Raw genomic sequence first — 25,316 nt, 5'->3', positions numbered from 1 at the left:
AAAAAACGATATGATAGTGATCGAATCCGGTATATTTGTACATCGTTAAGGGGGCCGCGCTATGAGTTTGTTAAAAGAAAAAATATTGCAATCGGCTATTCGTTCCTTTGCCGAAAAAGGATACCAAGCGACTTCGATTCAAGATATCGCGGATGATTGCAGCATTGCTAAAGGCTCAATCTATAAATACTATAGTTCCAAAGAAGAGCTATACATCCGTATTCTGGAGAAACGACAGCAGGATATGATTGATGCCGTAGAACAGATCCGCAAAAAAGGGTTATCCCGCAGGGAAACATTTCTTGAAGAGATCGCTTATCAGTTCGATTTTTTCATCGAGCATGGATATTACATATCGCGTGATCATAACGAGCTCCCACCGGCGAACAGTGACAAGATCGGTACCGTCATCCATCAGCTTCAATTGAATATGTTTCGTTATTACCAGGATATTTTACTCCGTCATTACGGGGATTCGATAGAGGAATGGAAATGGGATGCTACAGCCGTCTTTAACGGATTGATCCGCGAGTATACCTTTCATGTCTTGTTTGGATTCAAACCGCTCATTCAAAAGGAATTGGCTGTTTTCATTGCTGAGCGAATGGATGATTTCATGCTGGGATTGGAACAACGTGCTCCCCGTCCCCTGCTCACCGATGAACTCATGAAGGAATATTCGATGGTTGATTTAGAGGCACTTACTCATACGCAAGAAATACGAAGAACGGCGTTGATGGATACGATTGAGTCGATTATCCCGGATATGTCCATCACGAACTCCAGAAAAAAAGACTTGTCTGAGGTAGCCGCGATGCTGCGGGAAGAGTTCACCGCTGAACGTCCACGTTCCTTTCTAATCCAAGCGCTGCTTAAGGATCTGTCTTCGGAGAATGAGCTGACTTTCTACACCAATCAACTGCAGCAGTTGATTCTAGAAAGTAATTGAGAGGATAACCAAGGAAGTCCTAGCCCTCTCTGTCTCTTCACATTGGAATCTGTCCGTGGAATCATTCAAAGAAAAGAAGCTGCTTGCTTTGCGGCTTCTTTTCTTTAGGTACGTATGTTGTTACATGTGTTCGACCTTCGCTTGATCCCCAATTCAATGCATCTCCCCGCATTCTGCTTGTTCTAACTCCAGTTCCCTGCACGTCCCCATCAGCATAATGCTTGTAATTGCAAATAAAATGATCATCACATTTCTCATCATATATCACCTTCTTATATGTTCATTAACCCCAGTCTAAACCATAATGAAAGATTCACTTATCGATTAACCTTTCTACAAGCTTACATTTTTGTAAGACACTCCGATCAAAACAAACAGTTCCCTACCTATAAATGTCCATACGTCCCGAAAAGAGGCTGAATACGATAATCATAGACGTATATGAGAGAGTGGTGACAAATGTGAAGCTGGTAGATGTGAAAGGCGCCTATGATGTGATCATCAGCTTGGGCAGCTGGTGCGGGCCATCGATCAATTTGCGGCAGCGTCAACTAAGACGCTTTTCTTTCCCGCTTGATTGGATGATAACGAACTCCATTTCGGATGTAACCCGGTTATTGAGCAACCGCTTCATCGGATTTATGGAACTTGAGCATATGCGGAAGATTGAAGGTACTTCGGCTCTTTTGGAGGATGGAATCGCCACGCCTGCTGAAGGAAGACCGTACCATGATGCTCATTTCATACTGGATACGCAATATGATATGATCTCCGTACATGACTTCCCGATTTGGCCCAATCAAGATTGGACGCAATCGTATGCTTCTTATAAAGAGAAGATAAATCTTCGCATTCACAGATTCTATGAAGTTCTAAACAACAGCCGATCCGTTTTGTTTATCAGGTGGGGGGAAGTGAATGCCCCGGAGGCTGCTCTGCTTCATGCCGTCTTATCCTCGTTCGTAGCCGGCACGTGTAATATACTTTTTCTTCGAACCATGCATGATATTCAAAATGTGCAAGAATTGGATTGGGGGATCGACGGCGTTTGCACCCTCCAGGTTCCCATCGACCGTCCTAATGATGAATCCATTTGGAATCACGCGATGGAAGGGCTTTATTTGACCGGCTACTGGAAGGACTAAGTAAACTGTAAGAGCTTCTGTTGGATATGACAACGAAACGCAAAAAAGCTGCCGCTAATAAGCGGGCAGCTTTTTTTTGATATTACTTATTAAGATACTTGACCAGCTTAATCATACTCTCGTTCCATCTGGGGATAACATTCTTCGTTAGTTTCATGGATTGCCATCAAGCTCAACGATCTTGGTTGCCACATTCTCGCAAAATGCACGATCATGCTCCACGAACAGAAGCGTCGGTGCATATCCGAGCAATAACTCTTCGATCTGCATGCGAGAGATCACATCGATAAAGTTAAGCGGTTCATCCCAAACATACAAATGAGCATGCTCACTAAGGCTTTTAGCGATCAGCACCTTCTTCTTCTGTCCCCCGCTATAGGTCGAAATATCCTTTTCAAACTGAAGTCTGGAGAAATCGAGCTTTCGTAGTATGGATTTAAACAGGCTTTCATCAATCTCGCTGCTTATAGCATAGTCCGTCAAGCTGCCTTGTAGGTGGGACGTGTCCTGGGACACATAAGATATCTTAAGCTGGTTATCCCTGCTGAACTGGCCCGTGTATTGCATCTCTTCTCCGCATATCAATTTAAGGATACTGGATTTTCCAGAACCGTTTTTGCCCGAGAGGGCAATTCGGTCCCCTTTTTCAATCGCAAAACTCAGGTTTTCACACACCGTCTTAGGGCCATATGAAATAGAGACACGCTCCAGCTCGACCAGCTGTTTTTTATGATAATCGAGTTGGAACATCTGCAGACTCTCGGAACTCTCGATATTTTTAAGAAGCTTTGATTTTTCCTCAATGGCGGACTGCTGTCGCTGTTCCAGGTTTTTGGAGCGTTTCATCATTTTAGCTGCCTTATGGCCGATATAGCCTTTATCCACTTTGGAGCCTGAATTTCTGGTGCCGTTTTTGGACTTTTCCACTTCGTGAGACCATTTCCCCGTCCTCCTGGCAGAATCGGTTAAACGTTTAATATCTTTCCTCAGTTTCTCATCACTGGCAAGCTCATATTGATCCTGTCGCTTTTTATTTTCCCACCATGCGGAAAAATTGCCTTTTTGGATCTCGATATTGGTTTTATTGATCGACAGGATGTGGTCTACGCAGTGATCCAGGAATGATCGATCGTGCGACACCAGAATAAATCCGCTTTTCTTTCTGAGATAGTCGCTGACCAATTTTCTCGCATGCATGTCCAGATGATTGGTTGGTTCGTCAATCAAGAGGAAGCGGTTTTCCTTGATAAACAACGCAGCCAGCATTACTTTGGTCTGTTCTCCATTGGATAATGACGCAAAAGGCCAATACAGTACATCTTCCGAAACCTTTAACAAGTTAAGCTCGCGCACGATTTGCCAATGAACATACTCCGGATAGATCTCCTCGATGATATCCAGAGTGAGATACTCCTTGTTCTTGACATGGTAAGGGAAATATTCGAAGCTCACGGAGGCCGAAATATTCCCGCTGTATTCGTACTTGCCTAGCAGCAGATTGAGAAACGTGGTTTTCCCCCTGCCGTTTCTTCCGGTAAATCCTAATTTCCAATCGGTATCGATTTGAAAGCTCACCTGTTCGAATATCGGATCATAGCTGCTATCATAAGCAAACGAAAGGTTAGAAACATTGATTAATGACATTTTCCTCATCCCTCTATGGCAAAATTTCAGAACGAAAAAAAGCGCAGAAACACCAGAAATCCGGTGCGTTCTACGCTACGTTAACCAACTATACCATAAAGAAACAAGCGAAGATCAAACCATCGCTAAATTGCCTGAGTATAAGTATAGAAGGATAAAGTTCCGGTATCTGATTGGTTATGGTGTGAACCTTGTCTTATGCTTCCTAGTATCGACAGGTTCACATAAACATCTACAACCTCTAACTCAGTCATCGCTTTATCCCTCCTTCATTCGATCTCGTTATCTTGCGAATATTAAAAAACTTATCATGAATGCCACCTATTGGTCAACCTGTACGGGCAAGCGGCCGCTCACCTACGTTTCCGTAAAAAAAGATACGACTTAACGATCTTGCGCATTCTACTAGTTGCTGATAGGATATTTCGAGTGGTAGATTAATGGCCGCCCTACATTTTGGATTGAAAAGCAGGTGACGTATTATGAATTTGTTAAAAGAATTTAAAACCTTTGCGCTTAAGGGTAACGTGCTGGATTTAGCCATTGGGGTTATCATTGGTGCTGCTTTTGGCAAAATCGTATCCTCCTTGGTGAGTGATATCATCATGCCGGTGTTTGGATTGATTCTTGGCGGAGTGGATCTATCAGGACTAAAAGCGACCATCGGGGATGCAACCCTGACGTATGGAGTATTTCTTCAAACGGTCGTGGACTTCCTGATCGTCTCCTTCTCGATCTTCATGTTCATCCGTACACTTAACCGCTTCAAACGCAAGGAAGAAACGAAGGCGGAAGAGCCGCCGGCTCCATCGAAGGAAGAACTGTTGTTGACAGAAATTCGCGATTTGCTGAAACAACAAAATAAGGCTTCCGAAAAATAATATGGAACTGATCTGGAGAGTGTGTTTTCGATACGAGAGCACACTCTCCTTATCGTTTTATGCTTATTTTATTGACAGATCATGTTAATTGGAATTATAATCCTTACTAAACCTAGTATAATACTATATATTTAAATATAGAGACAGATCACCCATGATTGGGCCTGTCCAGGAAAAGGGAGATGTGTTATATGCCAAGTGTCCAAACGTTCAAGGCAACTGCCCATTTGAAAGAAGGGGTCAAGGTTGTTACTAATGTAAGGCAGTTCGAATTCGTCATCGATGAGCCGAAAAGCCTTGGAGGTACGGATACCGGAATGAACCCCGTTGAAGCTCTGCTCGCCTCCCTGGGGGCATGCCAATCGATCGTGGCCCGTGTATATGCGCCAAAATTCGATGTTATCCTTGAAGATTTCCGGGTTGACGTAGAAGGAGATCTTGACCTTGACGGATTCTTTAACCGCTCTGACGTACGCCCAGGATACTCCGATATTCGATACACCTTCTACATCAAAACCCCTTCGTCCGCCGATAAGGTTGAACAGTTCGTTGAATTCCTGGAGCGTAAGTGCCCTGTAGGCGATACGATATCGGCGCCGGTAAATTTGAAGTTAAATCGCATCGTCATCGAGAACGAAGTGACAAACTCTTAATTAATCTACATATTAAGGGCTGCCAGGTTGCAATAAGCAACGTAGCAGCCCTTCATTTTACATCGTATTTCGAATCCCTCTTCAAGGATACCGCAGGTAAAGATCATGCTATGGTCCCATGGATACATGTATTATTGCTTGTGAACAGCATAAAGGAAACGGCAATAACCGATCTCGGCCGCATTTTTCATCATCTCTAGATTTAGCCAGGCAGCCAATTCATGAAAAGGCTTATCCGTGAAAGGCCACACGGTCCGCTCCGTAGAAAGGAACGCATCGTCCGTCAAAGCCGACATTTCACGTTTCCACTCGCAGCTCATTTCATGTATTTGATCTCTGGTCTCTTGGATGTTACCCAGGGAATGGATGTCTTCACGGACCAATGTCCCGCTGCCGAACGAATGATTCAGTACCATCGACCACCAGTAGGTGATATGCCATGTCAGCCAAGAAATACTCGGCGGGCCAATTCCATACTCCTCGGATTCAGGCCATTCCGCCTGCCAGATTCCAGATTGACGATAAACATGGAGCCCCTTGGGAGCCGGTCGCCAATGGAATTCCTCATCTTGAAGCCCCGTTAGATGTAAATCGAGCATCTGCCAAGCGATTTGGAACTGAAAATCAAGAGTACTACGAATAACTCCGGTCGGATTAGGTGAATATTTTCCATCCTGCATAACGCCCCTCCATTCAATAATTATCGCAAACAATATTAGAATTTGTCTATATAATTTGTAAACATAATAAAATAACGTTTGTATAATGTCAACAAATCGTTCATACATAGACACAATATCCGTGGATCTTCGTACTTCTTTACACTCAGTTTATCAACCGCTTGGTCATGTGCTTTTTGTTCACGAATACATTTAGCGACTTTTGCTTCATTTAAGCCTACCGTGCTAACGTAGTATCCCTCCGCCTAGAATTTTTCCAGTTTGTCACAACAGAAAAAGCCGCATTCCATGCGGCTTTCAAAGTTGCTGCATTTACAGCAATTTAACGTTTCTCCTGTTCAAGCAACTCAATTAGCAGTTTCAATTGAGGAACCGTATCCATGTAGGCATAAGCGTAATCTGCCCCGGCATTTTCCCCTTTTTGCTGGATGGGGATTTGGTTGCGCTGCAGTATGCTGATTTTCTCCTTCATGCCATTTACATGAAAAGCGATATGATGAAAGCCTTCACCGTTCCGATCCAAACTTTCTCGCCATGTGCTCGGATGATGGTCCGGTTGGATCAACTCCAGCTGGATCGATCCCAGTTTGAAAAAAGATAGCTTTGCTCGCGCTTCCGTGGGCATGCCATTATACTCGGTTTTTTCGATATCGAATATATCCGACCAGAACCACCCGGGATTCTCTATGCCGAAGAAATCGGCATATGCCTGACTCGTTGCTTCAATGTCATTAACAACCAAGCCGATTTGAGCGATGACGTTAGTGTCTAAAATGTTCTTATCCATGTATCAAAACCGTTCACGGATAACTAACTGATCCAAGGGGAAGCGATTCGTTTGATGCGCCGGTTGTTCAGCATAACCTAAAGTTAACATTAACACCGGAATATAACGATCAGGAATATTTAATTCTTTCCTTAAAGCTTCTGCATCATATCCTCCCATTGGGCCTGAATCAATTCCATGCGCCTTAGCGGCTAACATAAGCTGCATTGCTGCAAAGGCTGCATTTCGAATAGCATCATGTGTCCCGGCATGTTCGTTGCTATCGTAATAACTATCTATAGAGCTGACGATTTGATTTTTAACTTCCTCTGTCATGAAGCCTGCACGAACTGTTTCCCCATATACGATCTCAGCATTTTCATTCGCTTTCGTGTCACCGAGTACAATAATTACTGCCGAAGCGTCAACAACTTGTTGCTGATTATATGCGATAGGCAGTATACGACTTTTGTTTTCCGGATCCTGGATGGTAAGAAACTTCCAATGCTGAAGATTCCATGCTGAAGGAGCGGTGGCCGCTGCTTCTAAAATCTGATTCAGCGTCTCTTGAGGAATATCGACCCCTTGTTGATATTTACGAATACTGCTGCGTTGTTTCATAACATGGATAACATTGTTTTCTGCTACTGTCGTCATATTAATTACACCTCTTTTTAATGTTTGATACACCGATTTTATCTTTCATTGATGTCCAAAGTTCCGGCCAAGCTCATAAGCTTGACTCAGCAACTTATGGTGATGTTCCGGGTTTGAATCCAAGGTATTGTACAAAATTTCTACCTTGGAGTTGGATATTCCCGTATAGTTGGAAGTTCCGATGTTCAGATGGTTAGCGAACAATGTGTCATACTCTCTCTTCTCAAAATGCTCTGCCGGGGCGCCAGCCAGACCAATCCATAACACCCGTTTATGATGTAGCTTACTTGAACCGTACGCGAAAACATTATTCCATACGCGATCGATATACCCTTTTAGCATAGCTGGTACACTGTACCACCAAATCGAGATACATAAGCAAGATGCATCATGCTACTTCATCCGTTCCATTTCAGTTTCTACTTCCGACGAATAGACTTTATGGTCAGCAGACCAATCGAGCTCATCAGCCTCCCATAATACGGGGTTAAAATGGATGCGGTGTAAATCCAAAACTTCCGTTTCATGCCCTGAATCTGTAAGACCCTGTACAAAGTTCTCAGAAACCGCAAAGGTTAAAGAATTCGTTCTCGGATGGCTTACGACGGTTAGTATCTTCAAACGGGATTCAACCTCCTTTCTCTCGTGATTGTCATAATGACTGCAGCGCCGCTTACATTGGTTTGGACCTCGGCAACAAGCCTTCAGTCTATCCACCATAATGGAACAAAGTGGAAATCGCGGATACTGACCAAATGTTAAATTATAACTTTACAAGTGTCAAGTAGAACTTAATAAAATTTCAGTTGAACTTGACTCCTGTTCATTTAGAATGTATCATTCATATTAACTAGCATGGGAACGGAGGTACTACAATGGGGGAAATTCGAAATGCCGAACGTACACGAAAGAATATTCTTGAGGCCGCAAGAAAAGAGTTTTTCGATAAGGGATATACAGGTGCGCGGATAGAAGTCATTGCAAAAAACGCTGATGTAAAAAAGCAACTGATTTATCATTATTTTAAGGGAAAAGAAGAACTATTAGTGGCTGTTCTAGATCAATTGAAAGTCGATACGCCGGATTGGGCTATCTTCCCTCCTAATCCAGTGGATATTGCGGAGCATCGGTTCCGAATTTTCAGTCAAACTAGAATGGATTTCTTAAGGTTCACCGCTTGGGAAGCTCTTGAAACACAGCCGCAACAAGCTGCAAGAAAACAAAGAAGAGAAGAAACTCTTCAATCCTACGTGGAAGATATCAAATTGAAGCAAGAAGCAGGTCTTATATCAGAGGATTTAGACCCCGAATTGCTAACGTTGGCAATCTCTGCTTTGACTACTTACCCACTTGTCTATGGGGATGTTACCAAGATGATAACGGGCCTCGAACCCGGCGACCCGCAGTTTCAAGAGAAATGGGCGAAGTTTCTCACAAAAATTAGTGAGCTAATATTTAGAAAATAAAAAAAGCAACCGATCCTTCTGATCGACTGCCTGCTTGTTCATATTTGTTAACGGATCTCATCGATTTCATCGAATAATGTACCTTAACGTTCTTCATGATCGTTGTATTCTGAAGCACCGTCTGTCGTCTCATCCATCCATCCATTCATACCCTATGCCCGTTTCGGATAACCGGGTAGCTTTTACGATATAGGACGCCAATCCTGGAATCATCCGGGCGATGCCTGGATAGAAGCGGTTGGTTTTGGCAAAAGCAAGGTTCTGAATTCTCCTTGCCCTTCTGAGAAGCTCCTTAAACGTACGATTAGCTTCAAGCGTATATTGGTCTCGCCATTGTTCGAAGTTTATTTCCCCATGTAAATATTTGTGTGTCCAGTCGGAGCATAGCCATGATGATCGCAGAGCAACCGACATCCCGTCTCCGCACAACGGCGGAAGCATCAACAACGCATCGCCGATATGCGGATATTCCGACCATGGATGCGGCGTATTGGATAAATGAAGCGGGGCAATCGATACCTGGGTTCCCGAAACAGGCTCCCCTTCAGCCATTCGTTCGGCTAACCTTCTGTTCGTACGTGAAGCGGCCCGTAGAATTTCCGGCACCGATTTGCCGCTGCCCTGCACTGATTTCAGGGTCAGCAACGCGGCTACATTGACCATCCCCTTTTCAATCGGCGAAATTCCGACATAACCCCCCTCGCAAAAATACAGCTCAACCCGAGCAGGGATCGTAATGCCGCTATAATGCGATTTTACACCAACATACACGGTGTCATCCCGATACGCCTCGGCAGATGCAACGCTACGTGGTCTTTTTGTACCGTACGCACCAATAACGGCCCTTGCCTCATATCGAACGGCCTCATTCCCTTGCCTTGCATCGACTTCATACCGATGATTATCCAGCTTCTGAATGTTGGTTACGGTTGTTCCCGTGACAATGTCCGCGCCCGCGCTCACTGCATTCTCATGCAGCAGGCGATCCAGTTCATAGCGGCTGATTCCGGTTGCTTGCCCCGGTAACGGAGCGTTAATCTCACCGCCGTGCGGCATTACGATTTTGGCGTGGTCCATGGAACTAGGCTCAACCGTTTCACGTAATTGGACCCCTAGATAGTCCAGCATCTCTTTGGTTTCTGGGGACATGAATTCACCACAGGTTTTATGGCGCGGAAAGGATTGCCGGTCCAGCAATATCGTACGATGTCCTTGTTTAGCAAGCTGTAGTGCACAGCTAGTGCCGGCTACTCCCGCTCCAATGACGATGACATCCGCTTGCTTTGACATATATGAACACCTGCCTCATAGCTTGCATGAAGAACATTCATTGCTAACGAGTAGAGGATTAGCAAGTCCCCTGTTTCGGGATAACAACGGAATAACGGAACATCGACTTCCATTTATAGGTCATGGTGTCGTGATTGAGCTGCTTTTTCAACTCTCTCCAATCCTTCCCTTTAAATCCCTTAGCAACCGATAACGGACCATCATGGCGGATATAACGATTGCGGGAAATGATACGCGTCGTAAGCCAGACTGCCGTGTAAGGTACCGGATGCCGATGAATATCATTGATCACGACCCCGTAAATAGAAGCTCTGAGCATATGCATCACCATCTCCACCAGCTGCTTACCCTGGAAATGATGGATGAACTGGGAACCTGTCACGATATCAGCCGATGCATCGGGTAAATCTCTAACATCGGCGCGCCGAACTTGAATCCTCGGTTCGTTCGTAAACAAGCGCTTAGCCTCATCGCATGCTTCTTTTGTCATATCGACCAAGGTGATATTCAGCTTGATGCCCCTTTGATCCGACCATTGCAGCAGCTTCTGGTTTACATCGCCTGAACCTGCTCCTACGTCCATGATGCTAAGGGTACTCGGGCAGCCAATCGATTTCCAAAGCTTCTCCACGCCATCTAAGGTAGGACCAGGCGCTGCGAAGATTCGATTCAGTCGCCTTAAGTGCTTCAGCGCTTCGATCAACTCTTCCCCTCCCATGGAAAAGTCATCCATAAGCTCCTCTTCCTGCGCCCGGATGGATAATGTTCTAAAGAAGGACATGGTCCAGATCCTTGACCGATGACGTATATGCCTTCATGTAGGTAAATCGCATAAGCTCCGCGGTCAGGCCTGGGCCGAAGGCCATGGCTACCCCGTCGGTGGAAGTTTTGTTCAGCTCTTGCATCTCCTTACGCATCGCACTCAGCACAAACATAATGGTCACGGAGGAGAGATTCCCCGCCGTTCTTAAAATGTCCCTGCTGTATTTGGTTTGTTCATCGGTCAGACCCATGACTTCCTGGACAGAATCCACGATGCCCCGTCCGCCAGGATGGATGGCCCACAATTCCGGGAGCTTATCTCCCTTCAGCAGAACACGCATTTCTTCCTCCAGGTGAGTACCGAGCAGCTTGGGAATACGCGGCGATAAAAAAAGATCAAAGCCTGTATTGCCTACCTCCCACGTCATATCCTCCGTTGAATCCGGGAGCACGACCGAATAACCCGAGCCGAGCTCCAAATAATGTTGATGATCCGTTTCCGGGTGACCGATAACACAAGAGGAGGCACCATCACCGAAAAACGAAGCAGCAAAAAGCGCTTCCCTCTCCTTGACCGGCTGAAAATGAAGGGTGCAAAGCTCCACGCACACAATCAGAACCTGTGAAGCCGGCGCTCCTCTGACAACATCCCTTGCCATTTGAATCGCTTTAAGGCCCGCAGCACATCCCTGAAATATCAACGGCAGACGATTGACGCGCGGAGAAAGCCCCAAATGGCGAATCAACAGCACATCCATGCCCGGCTGGTATTGGCCCGTGCAGCTGACCGTAATGAGATGCGTGATTCGATCCGGTGAGATACCGGCATCTTTCATTGCCTTCTCGGCTGCTTCTATGCCAAGCGGGAGGGCTTCCCGCTTGTATGTATCCATTCGTTCCTCGGTAGTCGGGATGTCCGATTCGTCATGGGAAGGCAGATAGCGGCATTCTTCCGATGAACCAAGGTAATTGGATTCACAAGTATAACGAGTTTCGACACCACAGGATCGAAATACTCTTCGAGCAAAGCGGGCCAGGTCGGGTTGATCCTGCAGCGTAGAAGCAATTAAATCCGCAATATCCGACTGTGCCACCGAATGTACCGGCAATGCAGTGCCCATCCCGAGTATCCCAACATCGGATATACCGTTTGAATGTTTCATGCTAACCTCCTGTATCGTCTTGGAATAAAACATGATTACCCTTCCCTGGGCATTTTGAATTCGTTCAAAGACATACTCTTGAGATTAGGATAACCCGAGCATAGCAAATTATATCCAATTCAAGCCAAACGCTTTATACGCATGACCAAGTCGCAAAAAAAAAACACGGTTTTCGTGGTTTCCTTAGCTACATATGATGGTTACGCTTTGTAAAAGAAAACGCGATTGGCTGGTGATCCTGAACGCGGATCCTGGTTAAGACTCGTCCAACTGACTTCCTGGAAGCTCAGCATTGACAAGAAGCACCCATTGGTTTACTTCATCGTAACCGGATACCTCGGCAATGACCCGATAACGAGGGTACATCCATTCAGCAGGGGAGCGTGACTCCAGAGCGCACGTGTCAGTCAAGCCTACGGCCCGCGGTTCCAACAAGTTAATCAATGTGCCTTGCGGAAAAAAGGCCTCGATGAACCCTTCCACTTTAGCGCCGACTGGAAATAAACGTTGGGTCTGATGCCAGTCCTCCATGCCGGCTTGCAGCTGTTCCAACCAAAGCTCCTCGAATGCAGCTTGACTGATTTCTGAATAATAGGGTTCCTCTGGATTAAGAGGATGCTCCGCCAGCATGAAATGAGAGGATTCGTGCTTCCGGTTGGATGTAATGCAGCTGCCATCCTCATAAAGAACGATCTGCCTATATGCCGTGCCGTTGTTATCAATTTCAAAATACCAGGTTCCCATCCCCGGCTCCTGAATATCTTTTAGATATCGTATAATCGTCATCTCCTAACAGTTAAAGCAAACCTTCAAGAAATTCGGCTGAATTTCTAGGTTTATTTTAACATAGCCAGCCACTCGGGAACGGCGACTTGCTCAGATAAATCAGATATATCTCTTACCTTTCTGGAATACAAAACAAGCCCGATTGCAGCAGCAACCAGGCTTGAGTATCTAACTATTAGTTCCCGGACTTCGTGCTCATTGATGGGCTAAACTGCTGCTCAATTTCCGTTAGGGAGATGACCTTTCCATCCACTCTCGACTGCTCAGCCGCAAACGCCATGAGATGACTTTGAACGGAACGGCTTGCCGAAGTCAGCCCTTGATCGTTTCCCCCTGACTGCACCAGTCTCAGAAAATCCTTGATCAGGCCCATATCACCGCCGCCGTGTCCGACATGCCCGCCTCTATCCTCAAAAGATATTCGCTCGATCTTGCCGCTGCCGAAGTGAATGATCTCGATCTCATTCTTCTCCATGGCGCCGCGGATTTCCCCGCGGGTTCCCATCAGCTTGATCGTGCGGCTGACATCTCGCGTAAACGCACTCATCGTAAATGCAGCCGTCACGGTGTTGGCAAATTCCAGATTGACGACCTGATGGTCCACAACGTTATTATCGCAATGGTATACGCAGCGGCCATATGGCCCCTCCAGCAACGCCTTGTAACGGGCATCATAACTCATATCATCACTGATCGCCGACGTTGGCCAATTCGTATCCTCTGTCAAATATAGATCAGGCGCATAATAGAGACACTGATCCGAGACCGGGCATTCATCCAGACAGCGCTTGGGTGCGCCTTCCGGTGCCTGCGCTGCCGTAAAATGACTCAGTGAGCCAAAAGAGGATACACGAAGGCAATCCGAGTCGGCAAGCCAAAGCAAAATGTCGAGATCATGACAGGATTTGGCGAGAATCATAGGGCTGGAATCTTCCTTACGACGCCAATTCCCCCGGACAAAGCTGTGCGCCTGATGCCAATAGCCCACGTTCTCGTTATGCTGGATCGACATCAATTGGCCAATGGTCTCACGCTCCAGCAGTTCCTTTAAAGTTGTGAAAAACGGTGTATATCGCAGCACGTGACAGATGGAAAACACCAGCCCGGCCTGCGAAGCCATCTCGCCCATCCGGATGCACTCCTCGGGATCTGGAGACATCGGTTTTTCCAGCAGCACATGGTAACCGGCCTCCAGCGCCCGCATCGTCGGCTCGAAATGCTGCTTATCCTGGGTGCATATCAATACCGCGTCTGCAAGCTTGGGCCCTGCAAAGAAATCATTCCAATTCTCGAAGCAGGCCGAATCTTCAAGGCCATGCCTAGCTTTAAACTGTTCCCTCCGCTGCTGATTCGGTTCCGCGACGGCAACCACCTCAAGCTCATGGGGATGGAGCAGGGCATATTCCATATAATTGATGCCTCGCAGCCCTGCTCCGATGAGGGCAACCTTAACTTTATTCATCCGATTCTTCTCCTTTTTTGCAAGTGCTTATTCTTTAACGCTGCCAACCGTCATCCCTTTAACGAAATACTTCTGCAGGAACGGATAGACGACCATGATCGGCAGCGCTCCCATGAATATTTGGGCAGTCCGGAGCGTTTTCTCGCTCAAATTCTCCATCGCCTTGATCTGCTCGATCGATATCGAGGTCATTTGGGAGTTGATTGACATAATGAGCGTGGATAAATAGGTTTGCAGCGGATATTTATCCGGTGAATTCAAATATAGAATTCCATCAAACCAGGCATTCCAGTGTCCCACGATGGTAAACAAGCCGATCGTTGCAATAGACGGCAGGGAAACCGGCAGGTAGATACGCCATAATATTCTCCAGTGTCCGGCGCCGTCAATCGTTGCAGCCTCTTCCAGCTCCTTCGGGATCGTTCTGAAGAAGTTCAGCATGAGGACCATGTTCCAAACATTGAGCGCCCCAGGAAGAATCAGCGCCCATACGGAGTCAATCAAGCCGGTATTCTTTACGATCATATAAGTGGGAATCAAGCCCCCGCCGAAAAACATCGTAATGGCAAAAAACCACACGTACGGCGTTCGGAACTTAAATTGATAATTGGATTTCGATAAGGGGTATGCGGTTATGAATACCAAAAACATATTCACCGCCGTTCCTAATACAACCCGTGTAAGCGAAACCTGAAACGATCGAAAAAACTCCACCTTTTCACCCAAATACCGGTAAGCATCCAGGTTGAAGCCGACGGGCCAGAGCCTCACTTCTCCCGCCATCGCCGCCGTATTCGAGCTTAACGAAATCGAGAGCAAATGAATGAACGGAATGATGCCGAGCAAGGTGATTGCGGATAGAACCAGCGTATTCAAGATTACAAACAGCCTTCTGCTGATCGTTGGTTTGTGCATTTTCCTACCTCCACTCCAGCCTAAAAGATCCGATAATTGTTATATTTATAAGCCGCATAGTACGTCACAGCCACGAGTGCCAGGGAGATGACGGATTTAAAGAAGCCGACTGCGGCGGCAGGTCCGAATTGCTGACTGAACATTCCGAGTCTATAGACGAAGGTATCGATAATATCCGCACCTTCATAAACCGTCGGGTTGTACATAATCAGAATCTGTTCGAAACCGGCATTGAGAATTCCGCCAAGACTTAATACACCCAGCAGGATGAGAATCGGTGCCATGCCGGGAAGCGTAATATGAATCATCTGTTTCCATCTTCCCGCTCCGTCTACTTCTGCAGCTTCATACAATGTTGCATGGATTCCTGTTATGGCTGCGAGCATAACAATCATGTTATAGCCCATTCCTTTCCATACGTCCGAACCGATAATGATCCCACGGAACCAGTGGTTATCCAGCATAAACATGATCGGTTCCATATCGAGCGCACCCAGCAAGCCGTTTACCGGACCATTCAAGGAGAACAATTCTATGATGACGCCGCCAAGCACCGTCCAGGACAGAAAGAATGGCAGGAAGATGGCGGATTGGATAAAGCGCGAGAACCATCTTCGGGTGACTTCGTTGAGAAGCAGTGCCAGGATCAGAGGCACCAGTAAAAACAAAATCATTTTAAATACGGAAATGACAATGGTGTTCCACAGTACCTGCTTGAAATCGGGCAGTTCAAATACATATCGAAAATTATCAAAGCCAACGAAATCCGAGTGGAAGAACCCGGCCAGCGGCTCAAACTGTTGAAAAGCCATCACGAGGCCGGCCATAGGTCCATAAGCATAAATTAACGTGACGATAACTCCAGGCAGCAACATCAAATGCAGCAGATATTCTTTTTTCAGCGTTCTCACAGATGAACCTCCCCGTCCATTTAAAACGGGAGGAATCTGCCAACTTCATAAAGGCTTATCCTCCCGTTCTATCATTCAAAGATTATTTGGCACTCTGCTGGCCGTACCAATCGTTGACCTCTTGCGTAATCTGATCGCCGCCAAGCGACTTCCAGCTCTGAACGAATTTATCAAATTCGTCCAGCGAAGCCCCCATGACGATCTTAGTGAAGGTTTCCTGCATCAGTTTATCGAGCTGGGATCCCTTCTCCACCTGCGTTGCCGTGGGAAGGCCGTAGAATTCATTGTTCACATATGCCTGTTTTTCTTTGATTTGACGCGTCATTCCCCAGCCGCCGTCTTTCGCCGCCCGACTGAAATACTGGCCCCAATTCACGCCTTTCGAGGCATCTGCGGTATTACCGGCAAGGTAATCTTTTGTTGCTTTGAAGACGTCGGCCACATTTTTGTAGTTCTCGTCATCCAGCGTGATTTCCGATTGGTTCGCGTCAAGCGCTTTGTTTACTTCCGTATAGATCGTATCGATTTGGGCCGGATTATAAATCCGTGGGTTGAACCAATTGTATACATATCCTTTTTCCGCTTTATTCTGATCCATGTACTTTTTGTTGCCCATCTCGATGTAGAAGTTGATCATCTTAATGGCAGCTTCCGGATTCTTCATTTTTTTGTTCACGACCACGAGCTTGTTGCTGCGAATTTTGGGCACCATCGACTTCCCGGGTCCATCCAGCCCGGGAATTTGAAGGGCAATCCATTCTGCCTTAGGATCTTTATCGACATTGAGGTTCAATGGCCAGTTCGGATACCACCATTCGCCGTAGGAAATGCCGACCTTGCCTGCGGTAATATCTTCAACGGACTTGTTCTCGTCCTTCAAGGCAAATTCCTTATCCAGAATTCCTTCCTTGTACCAGGACTGAAGCTTGCCCAGGGCGGTCTTTACTTCCGGCTGAATGAGTCCAGGTATAAGCTTGCCGCTGTCGTCCTTAATCCAGGCCGACTGATTGTCCCCGATGGACGGATAAGCGCCAAATCCATTGAAGAAACCTCTCAGGTCAAAGCCCCAGAAGAACAGATTCTTCTGCATCGCGATACCGTACGTGTCACTTTTACCGTTTTGGTCCGGATCCTGCTGCACAAAAGCCCTTGCAACCTGTTCCAGCTCATCCATGGTTTGCGGCGACTGCAAATTCAGGTTGTCGAGCCAGTCCTTCCGGATCCAGAGCAGCTGGGTAGACAGGAAAGGATCCTCAAATCCGGGAATCGCGAGCAGCTTGCCTTCCGACGTAAACGTCTTCATCGCAAATCCGTCGTCAGACTCCATGTACTTTTTCAGTGCTGGTGAAGCAAAGTCGTTGTAAGCTTGGGTAAGATCGGCAAGCATCCCCTGCTTCTTCAGCTTCTCGAAGTTCTTCTGGTCCAGTTCCATCACATCCGGCAGATCCGCCGAAGCCATGGCTAATGAAAACTTCTGTTCAAACTGGCTGGAAGGCACCGTCCATTTGTACTGAACCTCAATGTTCAGCATATCTTTGAGATCTTTGAAGTAAGCATTCTGTTCAGGTGTAATCCCTTGCGGCGTCCGCGGATCCTCCGGCGGATTGTAGCCGAGCACTTGCGTGACCGTGACCGTTTCAGGATATTTGCCTAGAGGGTCGGGCGGTGCTGTATTGGTTTTTGCACCCTCTGTAGAGGTTTTGACCGGCGTCCCTTCAGATTCTTTTACCTGATTCGAGCATGCAGCCATTACCGAAAGCGTCATCGTGCTAATCAACATCATCTTCGCTAGTTTGATCCATCTCATGATTGCTTTCCCCCTTTATCTGGCGTAATCTTGAAATCCGTGCTGCCTACGTCTCATTATAGATTCCGGCCGAAAGCGCTATCAATTTTAAGTTTTTTACATCTCTTTCACTTTTTTTACTTATTGGGTATTTCGGTATTCCTGAGGGGAAACCCCCATCTTTTTCTTGAAAAATGTCGTGAAATAAGAAGCAGATTCGAATCCGAGCCGAGTGGCAATCTCCTGCAGTTTCATATTCGTATGCAGCATCAGATGGAGCGCTCCCTCCAGCTTCTTCGACTGGATATACTCCAGCAGGTTCTGCCCTGTCAGCTGCTTGTAGTAGCGAGACAGATAGGACGGGTTAAAATGGACTTCCTCCGCAATCGCGGTCAAGGAGACGTCCCCGGATAAATGCTCCAAAATATAGTTATGGATCTGGTCGATCACATCGAATTTCATATCATCCTGCTTGAACCGGTCGTAATCTCGATCGTTATCTTCAAGCTCTTTAGCCTTTTCAATGTCCACAATGACCATATTTTGACCAAGCGCAGCCCTGCACTGCAGCATGGATTGTATAACATCAAGCTGCTGCCCCGAGGTATCCCACTTATGTAGCAGATTGCCGGATATCCCGAAAGAAACATGAACACCGAGCAGTTCCTCGCATTCATTTTGAACCAGCTCCAGGATGCCCTTCATATAGGATATAAACCTGTGCCAATGCAGCTCATACTCCGGCTCATCCCCGCGAAAACGATTCCGAAGCTCCGCATCCGGCTGCAGCAGCCATACCTGTAAGGCATCGTCCAGAACAGCATGCTCACATGTAAATGAGGAGGGCAAATCGTTGATAAACGTCATCTGAACAGCTTGCGCCACATCCTTTGTTTTCGTCTCCGCTGCGCCCCTGATCCTTCCCATGATAAAGAATGCCGGCTGGTCTACATCAATGCGGAACTCCACTTCTTCATAGCGAGGCTCGGACAATAGACGATGAACAGGTTCTCCTTTCAATACCTTACGTATCAGCTCCCGTTTCAGCAGAGGCTCGGCGATTTGAAAATGCACTTTTGCCTTTTCCGCCTGGATTCTGCGACGATTCTCCTCGTCAAGCTTTGAGGAGGCCTCTTGAACAGCTTGAAAAATCGGATCGATTCCTTCGGTTTTCAGGATGTAATTATCCACGTTTTTTCGCAGTGCTTCATGCACATAATCAAACTCACTGTAACCGGTCAAGAAAATAATTCGGCAATGCGGCCAATAGTATGTAATTTCATCAATCAGTTGAAGCCCGTTCTTATGGGGCATTCGTATATCGCTGACCAGGATGTCCAGCTTCACTCTCATGGCAATTTCCAGCGCTTCCTTGGCGGAATAAGCTTTGCATACATCCAGTTCCAATTGTGCATGCTCCTGAAATAGCTGAACCAAGCCGTTAACGATGACAGGTTCGTCGTCTACGATCAACAGTCTATACATGATGATGCCCCTCCTCTATCCCATCGATGATCATGATCAGATCCACCTTTAAGCCGCCATAGGCGCTGCGCGAGATGAATAATCCACTGCCTGGCCCGTATTTAAGCTGAAGCCGGTTGTTCACGTTGACCAAACCTGTTTTTTCAATATGCTTCGAATCCATCGCAAGCTTATCCTGCAAACGCTGCAGCATGTCATTCGTTAGCAACTTCCCGTTATCCTCCACCGTCACGCGCAATTGTCCTTCCCGGTAATCGCTGCTGATGTACAATTTCCCCTCCTCCATGCCGTCTTCGAACGCATGCTCAAACGCATTTTCTACAATAGGCTGTATGATGAGTCTCGGAACGGTAATGAACGGAGGGATGTCCGAAATTTCTCTATGCTCATATGTTATCCGGTTCGAGAAGCGGATGCCTTGAATCTCGCAGTAATCGAGAGCATGCTTGTATTCCGTATAGAAAGGAACCTCGTCGGAGCCGCTTCTCGTGATGTATTGATAGTAGCTTCCGAGCTTTTGCGAGAGCTCCGCTGCGCTGTCCGAGTCTCCAACCTTGCACATCATATAAATATTGAAGAAGCTGTTATATAGAAAATGCGGATTGATCTGGGACTGCAGCTGTTTCAGCTGCGAGTGCTGAAGTGCTAATTTTTGCTCATAGTTTTCCTCAATCGAATGTTTGAGCTTATGCGCCATCCTGTTGAACCCGTTAAATACGTAATGAAACTCATCTTTGCTTCTGGAATCGATCATGATGTTCAAATTATCGGTTTCGATCATATGAAAGGCTTTGACAAGCTTGGACAGAGGCCTGTGGATCATCAGATTAACCGAGAACGAATAGAGCACCATGACGGTCACCGCTAGAATAAACAACGTATAAAACCATGTAATGAATTGGCTTAAAGGCCGCGTGATTTCATTTTGGTTCACATACATGACCAGGGACAGATGCAGCGCGCTAACTTCATTCTGGATGATAAAATAGTCTACGCCATCCAGTTCCCCCGTCCCCGATACACTTTGTTCCGGGCTGGGATTGTCCAGGATATGACTCAAAATCTCGGATGACTCATCATCCCGCGAAGCTGTCGTTAATATGGTCCCCCCTTCTTTACTCCCGAGTAATACTTCGGATTCCGGATACAGCTTGGCAATTTCGCTTAAAGCCCCCAGCAGCTTGGATCTGGAAATTTCGATGTAGGACCAGATGCCGCCGTTGTTTTCGGTCTCAATCAGAAAAATCCGGTCACCGCTGCGGTAAAAAGAAGGCTTGGGCATAACCGACATCATGGAAGATATCCGTTCCATTTCCTTATTGGGCGTGTTGGTTACTCCCGTTGTGGTGGAGATCGTTTTCCCGATATCTTTTACGTAAACACCGGCGCTTACAATGTACTCGCTGGAGACCATGAGGGTTGCAAGCCGATCCCTGACCTGGTCAATAAGCTCCACCTCTTCATAGTCTTCCAGCATGCTGCCCCGAAAGCTCAGCTTCTGCAGATCCTTGTCATTTAACAACTGCAGCTGTAAATTCCGGATAAAATACATCTCTTTATCGAGCTGTTTGGAATAGAAGGATGCGCCCGCCGTCGCGGAGTTCAAGAGGGACTCCTTCGTAACGGACATCCCCTTATAATTCAACCAAATATTCATCGAGATGAGAGGAAGTAATAATAGAATAAAAACGATGACGATTTTCTGATATACAAACCATTTCGATGCTTTGCCCGGAGCCTGAAGTTTCATGCGTTCCCCCCATTTTGTATCAACCGATCTATTATCATCTAGTATAGGGGGGCTGGCTGACATTACAACGAAATATTTTTACATGTTAGTTGTGAACATGAACAGCCATGAATTTCAGGCATAGAAAAAAGCCCCGCAGGGGGCTTTAAGCTGCTTTAATTTCAGCAAAGGGATCAGCACTATGATGTGGTCACTTCGAACCGATGATTTCATATTTTGGCTTCACGTTGTTGAAATCCGGATTGGTTCCGCTTACCATTAGGCCCATTCCCCAATCGAAGTGAACATCCGCTGTAGGGACATCCGCTGCATCACGATATTGGTATAGGATGTTTCTCCGCGTTCGATCGCTCCGGTTCACGTCCGAGCCATGAATGGTCAAGTAATTAAAGAAGAGCACATCGCCCGCCTTGGCTGGGCACGGGGTTCCCGAAGATAATGGATACTCCTTGTGGTTCAAATAGTAAGCGCCGATATGCGGCAAAACGCCCTGTTTATGGGACCCCGGCACAACGCATAGGCAGCCGTTCTCCATATCGGCATCGTCGAGATGAACGCTGGCTGCTAACATGGTGTGATCGCGATGTGGGAAATACGGATAGTCTTGATGCATGGGAAACGCGGCCCCGTTAGCAGGAGGCTTCACCAGCATTTTCGAGTGATGCAGCTGCACATTCGGTCCGATGATTCCGTTCAAAACTTCTGTCATACGGGGATGGATTGCCGCTCGCATGAACGCGGCATCATGATAGTGCACATCGTGAAAACCTTTCAGGACCAGCTTCTTAAGCTGCTCAGGCGGCAGGAAGTCACCTTGCCAGGCATGGTTTTGATCCGATTTGGCGCGTGCCGCCCTCTGGATGATCCCATCAACTGCCGCTCTCATATCCTCAACTTCCTGTTGATTATAAACGCCCCGGACCAGCAGGTACCCATTCTCTTTGTAAAATTGCACATCCTTCTCGTCAATCATCACCATGCACCCTCTCGATATTTTATGGAATATCTAGTTTAATTATAGTAAGGGCAAGCGAAATCGTATTTGCACGGGGATGACGACGTTTTGCAAAATTACGCCAAAGGAGCTGTAAACTGCCTTGTATCATTGGAGCCAAAGCGAGGAACGCCTTAATCGTTATGCGGGACGGCTTGAGGGTGAAAGCCTCTCATTTCTTGTCCATTACTGGGGGACCGTCCGGCATTTGACGGCCAATTCCATACATCGGCATTCATTCTATGAGATATGTTATGTGGACGGCGGGACCGGTGTATATACGGACGAAAATCAGACTTATCCCTTATATGAAGGGGTAGCTTTCTGTACACGCCCAGGTCGGTTACATCAGATTAAAGACGTTCACGATCTGAATCTGTTGTTCGTTGCGTTCGAAGCGATAGAGAAACCGTCAGCTCCCGATGTATCGGTGAAATACATGGAAGCGCTTGATCGATGTGCTGTTTGGACCGAGCATGCGGGCGAATCACCCGCCACCCAAATATGGAAATCCATGCTGATCCGGTCGGAATCCGATGACTCGCTGCCTGCATCGCTTCTGCCCAAGCTGGCGCATGTACTCCTGCAATCCTTTCCTGGACTGCTCGGGGCTTCCGGCAGCTTCGAAAGCGCTCCACTCCTATCATCCGCGCTACAACTCATTCAAAAGGCAAAGTTGTACATAAGAGACAATCTCAGCGGGCCTGTGTCACTACCCGAAGTGGCGGCTTACCTGAATGTGTCCGAGCGGCAATTATCCCGATTGTTTGCGGAGAGCATTCATGAATCCTTTACCACTATGGTTCGCACCGAACGAATCCGGGCAGCCGAACTGCTGCTCCAGCACACCCAAGATCCCATCAAGGTGATTGCAGAGCGAACCGGGTTCTCATCCGTTCATTACTTCACAAGACTGTTCACCAAGTTCAAGGGCATCCCCCCTGCCGCTTATCGAGCGAAATGGGCCTTAGAGGCGGATCAACAAGAATGATCTCGCAGCCCTCCATTCACGAGGCTGCTTGTATTTCTAACCTGGACATTCGTCATCATTGCCTAGGTTAAGTCGCAGTTCAAGTATATTCCAAGCAAATGACTGCCTTGCACAGTTCCTTTGAGTAGAATAGATATAACGCATCAGCCCCGTAGGCCTGAAAGAAATATCCCGTTAACCGACCTATATATGTAAATGTCTCTCCCTCCGGCGTACGAGGCACATGGAGCAGATTGGTCTGCTCAAACCTGAGCCAATCTTCCAGCGACTCGCCCTCCTCCTGCAGATCCCGCTGGGCTTCTTCCGACATAAATCCGATGTCATCCAGGAGTCCGTTGATCTCAGGAAAGCTCAATCCCCAGCCCTTCTCCAGCTTTTCCTGGTATTCACTTTTCAGCTCATCCGACGATCCGGCAGCGCGACCGAACGACGAGTATGGGAAGATATGTCCCTTCTCTTCATAGAATTGCTTGCGAGCCATGAAGTCCCGCTCATTGTCGGCATAGGCTTCTATCAGTGTTTCATGATCGGGTTCCTGCTCGAGCAAGAAGTAGTTCCAACCGGTCTCGAAGCGATATTTACCATCCACCACATCAAAACCAAACATATCCTCCTTCGTGTACGCCGTGTGTTCGGAGGCCGTCTCTTCACCGACACTGCCTTCGTGAATTTCTTTAACGGATACAAAGTGCAGCCACTGATCCTCCTCGGGAAAGAGACATTTCAGGTTCAGGGAGAGAATCGGGAGAAAATGCTGCCGGTACCGCTCTATATCGCCATCAAAAACATCCTCATAAGCTGGAAAAGGACGAATATGCGATTTTGATATATTCATAATTGCTCACTCCTTAGGCTTTTATGAATCCATGAGATTCACAAATCGTTTCATCTTCTGCTCAAAAACTATATCATAGCGGAATTGCCGTGGGTATCGATCTTCGCGCAGCAGTTCGTACAATACCGATTGTCCTTCCTGATAGCGGACCGCAAACTCACATTCATCATAAAATTTGCGGGATAGCCGGCGAATCTCGTTATCCCCACTATGGCTCCGCCAACCCAATTGAATCATATCCAGCTGATCCAGCGGATCGCGATACGTGTCCAGCACGATGCAGGAAACCGAATCCTCCACCTCACGGAATACCAGAACATGTCCGCTGTTCACAGGACTATCGAAGTACCGTTCATATATATTTCTTACGGGAACGGTTATGTCAAGCCGATCCATCACCGCTTGGAAGTTCGGGTGCACCTTATACTCGTCAGACCATTCATCCGGATACCATACGAGCTCGGAAATTGACGCTGTAATATTGAACTCATATTTCATCTCTCGTTGCCCCCTCATAGGGGATATTCTACCATATTGCATTCCTGAGTTTGTATTCCCCACGCTTAACCACGGTGACTTGGCGTGTTATAATTCGATTAATATGCTGGAAGGGATGAAATAAATGCTGGAACTGGAAGCCGCTTTAACGAGATTCATAGAACAACAGGACTTATATAATCGGGATTTCGGGCTCTTCACCGATCATGAAATACGACAGCGGTCCGAGGTCCGGATGCCACCCGTGGATGAACGTATCACGCTGTCCCCTGAGCTGACCTATCTATATAGCCATTATGAGATGATTGACGCTATGGCCGAAGGAACCCATAAAATGAAAAACGCGGCGGTTGAGATCGGAGAATCGGCGGTTATCTACTTTGTTTCTCCTGAGCATCTGGCCCGGCAGCAATTGGGTTATCGCTGGATTAGCGACGGTGGTGAAATCGTGGAATCGAGCACTTGGCTAGCCCATCACCTCGTCATTGCCAATGTGAATGATGATCCGCTGATGGTAGACGTCCAAGCCAGTGGTTCGCCCGTATATGCCGCATTCGAAGGTGGCGAGCCAAAGCTGATCGCGAATTCGCTTGCGGATTGCTTTCACGCGCTGTCCATTCTCATTCAAGGTGCTCTTCATTTCCAAGGTGAAACCAGCGACGAAGAAACCTATGAGACCAAACCGGATTTTCTCGCCCATGTGATGCCATCACTGACTGATCTTTTGGGAAGCGAGCAAATGGATGCCCTGCTGGAATATTTATCGCTTCAGTAAAGATGTCTGATCGTTTAATCTAACCGTACCATTACAAGGTATATGTAATCGAAAGGTGCGATGATTCAATGT

Annotated in this window: 24 protein-coding genes and 2 pseudogenes; 7 read left to right on the top strand and 19 right to left on the bottom strand. The window is 46.9% G+C overall.

Features of this window, described 5'->3' with window-relative positions; translation table 11 throughout:
• The first annotated feature begins 61 nt into the window (after positions 1–61).
• Complete coding sequence (locus tag MKY82_RS14530; protein WP_339296400.1) at positions 62–949, top strand: TetR/AcrR family transcriptional regulator; 888 nt, start codon at positions 62–64, stop codon at positions 947–949.
• Positions 950–1,410: 461 nt separating this feature from the next.
• Positions 1,411–2,094, top strand: a complete 684-nt coding sequence (locus tag MKY82_RS14525) for a DUF1796 family putative cysteine peptidase (RefSeq protein ID WP_339296399.1) — start codon at positions 1,411–1,413, stop codon at positions 2,092–2,094.
• 153 nt (positions 2,095–2,247) lie between these two features.
• Here the strand turns inward: MKY82_RS14525 and MKY82_RS14520 are convergent, their stop codons facing one another.
• A complete protein-coding gene (locus MKY82_RS14520; protein WP_339296398.1) occupies positions 2,248–3,738 on the bottom strand; it encodes an Lsa family ABC-F type ribosomal protection protein in 1,491 nt (496 codons plus the stop codon).
• Between the two features lie 482 nt (positions 3,739–4,220).
• Here MKY82_RS14520 and mscL point away from each other — a divergent pair, with 482 nt between their 5' ends.
• Positions 4,221–4,619 carry a large conductance mechanosensitive channel protein MscL gene (gene mscL, locus MKY82_RS14515; RefSeq protein ID WP_339223715.1) on the top strand — a complete coding sequence of 133 codons (399 nt, stop codon included), beginning with the start codon at positions 4,221–4,223 and terminating at the stop codon, positions 4,617–4,619.
• Positions 4,620–4,810: 191 nt separating this feature from the next.
• Positions 4,811–5,272, top strand: a complete 462-nt coding sequence (locus tag MKY82_RS14510; protein ID WP_339296397.1) for an OsmC family protein — start codon at positions 4,811–4,813, stop codon at positions 5,270–5,272.
• Positions 5,273–5,403: 131 nt separating this feature from the next.
• Here MKY82_RS14510 and MKY82_RS14505 read toward each other — a convergent pair whose 3' ends face one another.
• From MKY82_RS14505 to MKY82_RS14485, 5 genes and pseudogenes are all read right to left on the bottom strand, one after another.
• Positions 5,404–5,952, bottom strand: coding sequence for a DinB family protein (locus tag MKY82_RS14505; protein ID WP_339296396.1), 549 nt, complete (start codon positions 5,950–5,952; stop codon positions 5,404–5,406).
• 122 nt (positions 5,953–6,074) lie between these two features.
• Positions 6,075–6,218 (bottom strand): annotated as a pseudogene (locus tag MKY82_RS14500) (IS200/IS605 family transposase); the annotation flags it as partial.
• Between the two features lie 56 nt (positions 6,219–6,274).
• Positions 6,275–6,739 carry a VOC family protein gene (locus MKY82_RS14495; RefSeq protein WP_194542399.1) on the bottom strand — a complete coding sequence of 155 codons (465 nt, stop codon included), beginning with the start codon at positions 6,737–6,739 and terminating at the stop codon, positions 6,275–6,277.
• A gap of 3 nt (positions 6,740–6,742) precedes the next feature.
• Positions 6,743–7,375, bottom strand: a complete 633-nt coding sequence (locus tag MKY82_RS14490) for a nitroreductase family protein (protein WP_220685484.1) — start codon at positions 7,373–7,375, stop codon at positions 6,743–6,745.
• A 45-nt stretch (positions 7,376–7,420) separates the two neighbouring features.
• Positions 7,421–7,996, bottom strand: a pseudogene (locus tag MKY82_RS14485) (NAD(P)H oxidoreductase).
• 254 nt (positions 7,997–8,250) lie between these two features.
• Here MKY82_RS14485 and MKY82_RS14480 point away from each other — a divergent pair.
• Positions 8,251–8,841 (top strand): TetR/AcrR family transcriptional regulator, encoded by a 591-nt coding sequence (locus tag MKY82_RS14480; protein ID WP_194542397.1) that lies wholly within the window; start codon positions 8,251–8,253, stop codon positions 8,839–8,841.
• Positions 8,842–8,970: 129 nt separating this feature from the next.
• Here the strand turns inward: MKY82_RS14480 and MKY82_RS14475 are convergent, their stop codons facing one another.
• The 11 genes from MKY82_RS14475 to MKY82_RS14425 all read right to left on the bottom strand — a co-directional run bounded on the left by MKY82_RS14475 (position 8,971) and on the right by MKY82_RS14425 (position 22,124).
• On the bottom strand, positions 8,971–10,131 hold the full coding sequence (locus MKY82_RS14475) for an FAD-dependent oxidoreductase (protein WP_194542395.1): 1,161 nt from the start codon (positions 10,129–10,131) through the stop codon (positions 8,971–8,973).
• A gap of 58 nt (positions 10,132–10,189) precedes the next feature.
• Positions 10,190–10,912 (bottom strand): methyltransferase domain-containing protein, encoded by a 723-nt coding sequence (locus MKY82_RS14470; protein ID WP_194542394.1) that lies wholly within the window; start codon positions 10,910–10,912, stop codon positions 10,190–10,192.
• A complete protein-coding gene (locus MKY82_RS14465) occupies positions 10,899–12,056 on the bottom strand; it encodes a type III polyketide synthase (protein ID WP_220685485.1) in 1,158 nt (385 codons plus the stop codon). Before MKY82_RS14465 ends, MKY82_RS14470 begins: the two co-directional genes overlap by 14 nt.
• Positions 12,057–12,311: 255 nt before the next feature.
• Positions 12,312–12,800: a hypothetical protein gene (locus MKY82_RS14460; protein WP_339296395.1), complete on the bottom strand. Its 489-nt coding sequence runs from the start codon at positions 12,798–12,800 to the stop codon at positions 12,312–12,314.
• A gap of 217 nt (positions 12,801–13,017) precedes the next feature.
• Positions 13,018–14,304, bottom strand: coding sequence for a Gfo/Idh/MocA family oxidoreductase (locus MKY82_RS14455; RefSeq protein ID WP_339296394.1), 1,287 nt, complete (start codon positions 14,302–14,304; stop codon positions 13,018–13,020).
• A 27-nt stretch (positions 14,305–14,331) separates the two neighbouring features.
• A complete protein-coding gene (locus MKY82_RS14450) occupies positions 14,332–15,219 on the bottom strand; it encodes a carbohydrate ABC transporter permease (protein WP_194542391.1) in 888 nt (295 codons plus the stop codon).
• 20 nt (positions 15,220–15,239) lie between these two features.
• The gene (locus MKY82_RS14445; protein ID WP_071221825.1) at positions 15,240–16,130 is read right to left on the bottom strand and encodes an ABC transporter permease subunit; all 891 of its coding nucleotides are present in this window, start codon (positions 16,128–16,130) and stop codon (positions 15,240–15,242) included.
• Positions 16,131–16,212: 82 nt separating this feature from the next.
• Positions 16,213–17,937, bottom strand: coding sequence for an extracellular solute-binding protein (locus MKY82_RS14440; protein ID WP_339296393.1), 1,725 nt, complete (start codon positions 17,935–17,937; stop codon positions 16,213–16,215).
• A gap of 120 nt (positions 17,938–18,057) precedes the next feature.
• Positions 18,058–19,401, bottom strand: coding sequence for a response regulator (locus tag MKY82_RS14435; RefSeq protein WP_339296392.1), 1,344 nt, complete (start codon positions 19,399–19,401; stop codon positions 18,058–18,060).
• Positions 19,394–21,151 (bottom strand): histidine kinase, encoded by a 1,758-nt coding sequence (locus tag MKY82_RS14430; RefSeq protein ID WP_339223699.1) that lies wholly within the window; start codon positions 21,149–21,151, stop codon positions 19,394–19,396. Before MKY82_RS14430 ends, MKY82_RS14435 begins: the two co-directional genes overlap by 8 nt.
• A 190-nt stretch (positions 21,152–21,341) precedes the next feature.
• Positions 21,342–22,124, bottom strand: coding sequence for a phytanoyl-CoA dioxygenase family protein (locus MKY82_RS14425; protein ID WP_194542387.1), 783 nt, complete (start codon positions 22,122–22,124; stop codon positions 21,342–21,344).
• 124 nt (positions 22,125–22,248) lie between these two features.
• On the opposite strand from MKY82_RS14425, the gene MKY82_RS14420 reads away from it, so the two are divergent.
• On the top strand, positions 22,249–23,136 hold the full coding sequence (locus MKY82_RS14420) for an AraC family transcriptional regulator (protein WP_339296391.1): 888 nt from the start codon (positions 22,249–22,251) through the stop codon (positions 23,134–23,136).
• A 79-nt stretch (positions 23,137–23,215) separates the two neighbouring features.
• On the opposite strand, the gene MKY82_RS14415 is transcribed toward MKY82_RS14420, so the two are convergent.
• Positions 23,216–23,971 (bottom strand): siderophore biosynthesis protein, encoded by a 756-nt coding sequence (locus MKY82_RS14415; protein WP_194542385.1) that lies wholly within the window; start codon positions 23,969–23,971, stop codon positions 23,216–23,218.
• Positions 23,972–23,992: 21 nt separating this feature from the next.
• The gene (locus tag MKY82_RS14410) at positions 23,993–24,469 is read right to left on the bottom strand and encodes a hypothetical protein (RefSeq protein WP_220685492.1); all 477 of its coding nucleotides are present in this window, start codon (positions 24,467–24,469) and stop codon (positions 23,993–23,995) included.
• Positions 24,470–24,593: 124 nt separating this feature from the next.
• Between MKY82_RS14410 and MKY82_RS14405 the strand changes: the two genes are divergently transcribed.
• Positions 24,594–25,244 (top strand): hypothetical protein, encoded by a 651-nt coding sequence (locus MKY82_RS14405; RefSeq protein WP_220685493.1) that lies wholly within the window; start codon positions 24,594–24,596, stop codon positions 25,242–25,244.
• Positions 25,245–25,316: the final 72 nt, after the last annotated feature.

The sequence above is a fragment of the Paenibacillus sp. FSL W7-1279 genome (genome assembly GCF_037969845.1).
Classification (GTDB): domain Bacteria; phylum Bacillota; class Bacilli; order Paenibacillales; family Paenibacillaceae; genus Paenibacillus_AQ.
The sequence above is the reverse complement of the archived record's forward strand: the minus strand, read 5'-3'. Positions and strand labels throughout refer to the sequence as shown.

Bases quoted from the DNA above. Each gene is read 5' to 3' on its own strand.
- MKY82_RS14530 (WP_339296400.1), top strand. From the start codon at position 62: ATGAGTTTGTTAAAAGAAAAAATATTGCAATCGGCTATTCGTTCCTTT.
- MKY82_RS14520 (WP_339296398.1), bottom strand. From the start codon at position 3,738: ATGTCATTAATCAATGTTTCTAACCTTTCGTTTGCTTATGATAGCAGC.
- mscL (WP_339223715.1), top strand. From the start codon at position 4,221: ATGAATTTGTTAAAAGAATTTAAAACCTTTGCGCTTAAGGGTAACGTG.
- MKY82_RS14510 (WP_339296397.1), top strand. From the start codon at position 4,811: ATGCCAAGTGTCCAAACGTTCAAGGCAACTGCCCATTTGAAAGAAGGG.
- MKY82_RS14505 (WP_339296396.1), bottom strand. From the start codon at position 5,952: ATGCAGGATGGAAAATATTCACCTAATCCGACCGGAGTTATTCGTAGT.
- MKY82_RS14495 (WP_194542399.1), bottom strand. From the start codon at position 6,739: ATGGATAAGAACATTTTAGACACTAACGTCATCGCTCAAATCGGCTTG.
- MKY82_RS14490 (WP_220685484.1), bottom strand. From the start codon at position 7,375: ATGACGACAGTAGCAGAAAACAATGTTATCCATGTTATGAAACAACGC.
- MKY82_RS14480 (WP_194542397.1), top strand. From the start codon at position 8,251: ATGGGGGAAATTCGAAATGCCGAACGTACACGAAAGAATATTCTTGAG.
- MKY82_RS14475 (WP_194542395.1), bottom strand. From the start codon at position 10,131: ATGTCAAAGCAAGCGGATGTCATCGTCATTGGAGCGGGAGTAGCCGGC.
- MKY82_RS14470 (WP_194542394.1), bottom strand. From the start codon at position 10,912: ATGTCCTTCTTTAGAACATTATCCATCCGGGCGCAGGAAGAGGAGCTT.
- MKY82_RS14465 (WP_220685485.1), bottom strand. From the start codon at position 12,056: ATGAAACATTCAAACGGTATATCCGATGTTGGGATACTCGGGATGGGC.
- MKY82_RS14460 (WP_339296395.1), bottom strand. From the start codon at position 12,800: ATGGGAACCTGGTATTTTGAAATTGATAACAACGGCACGGCATATAGG.
- MKY82_RS14455 (WP_339296394.1), bottom strand. From the start codon at position 14,304: ATGAATAAAGTTAAGGTTGCCCTCATCGGAGCAGGGCTGCGAGGCATC.
- MKY82_RS14450 (WP_194542391.1), bottom strand. From the start codon at position 15,219: ATGCACAAACCAACGATCAGCAGAAGGCTGTTTGTAATCTTGAATACG.
- MKY82_RS14440 (WP_339296393.1), bottom strand. From the start codon at position 17,937: ATGAGATGGATCAAACTAGCGAAGATGATGTTGATTAGCACGATGACG.
- MKY82_RS14435 (WP_339296392.1), bottom strand. From the start codon at position 19,401: ATGTATAGACTGTTGATCGTAGACGACGAACCTGTCATCGTTAACGGC.
- MKY82_RS14430 (WP_339223699.1), bottom strand. From the start codon at position 21,151: ATGAAACTTCAGGCTCCGGGCAAAGCATCGAAATGGTTTGTATATCAG.
- MKY82_RS14425 (WP_194542387.1), bottom strand. From the start codon at position 22,124: ATGATTGACGAGAAGGATGTGCAATTTTACAAAGAGAATGGGTACCTG.
- MKY82_RS14415 (WP_194542385.1), bottom strand. From the start codon at position 23,971: ATGAATATATCAAAATCGCATATTCGTCCTTTTCCAGCTTATGAGGAT.
- MKY82_RS14410 (WP_220685492.1), bottom strand. From the start codon at position 24,469: ATGAAATATGAGTTCAATATTACAGCGTCAATTTCCGAGCTCGTATGG.
- MKY82_RS14405 (WP_220685493.1), top strand. From the start codon at position 24,594: ATGCTGGAACTGGAAGCCGCTTTAACGAGATTCATAGAACAACAGGAC.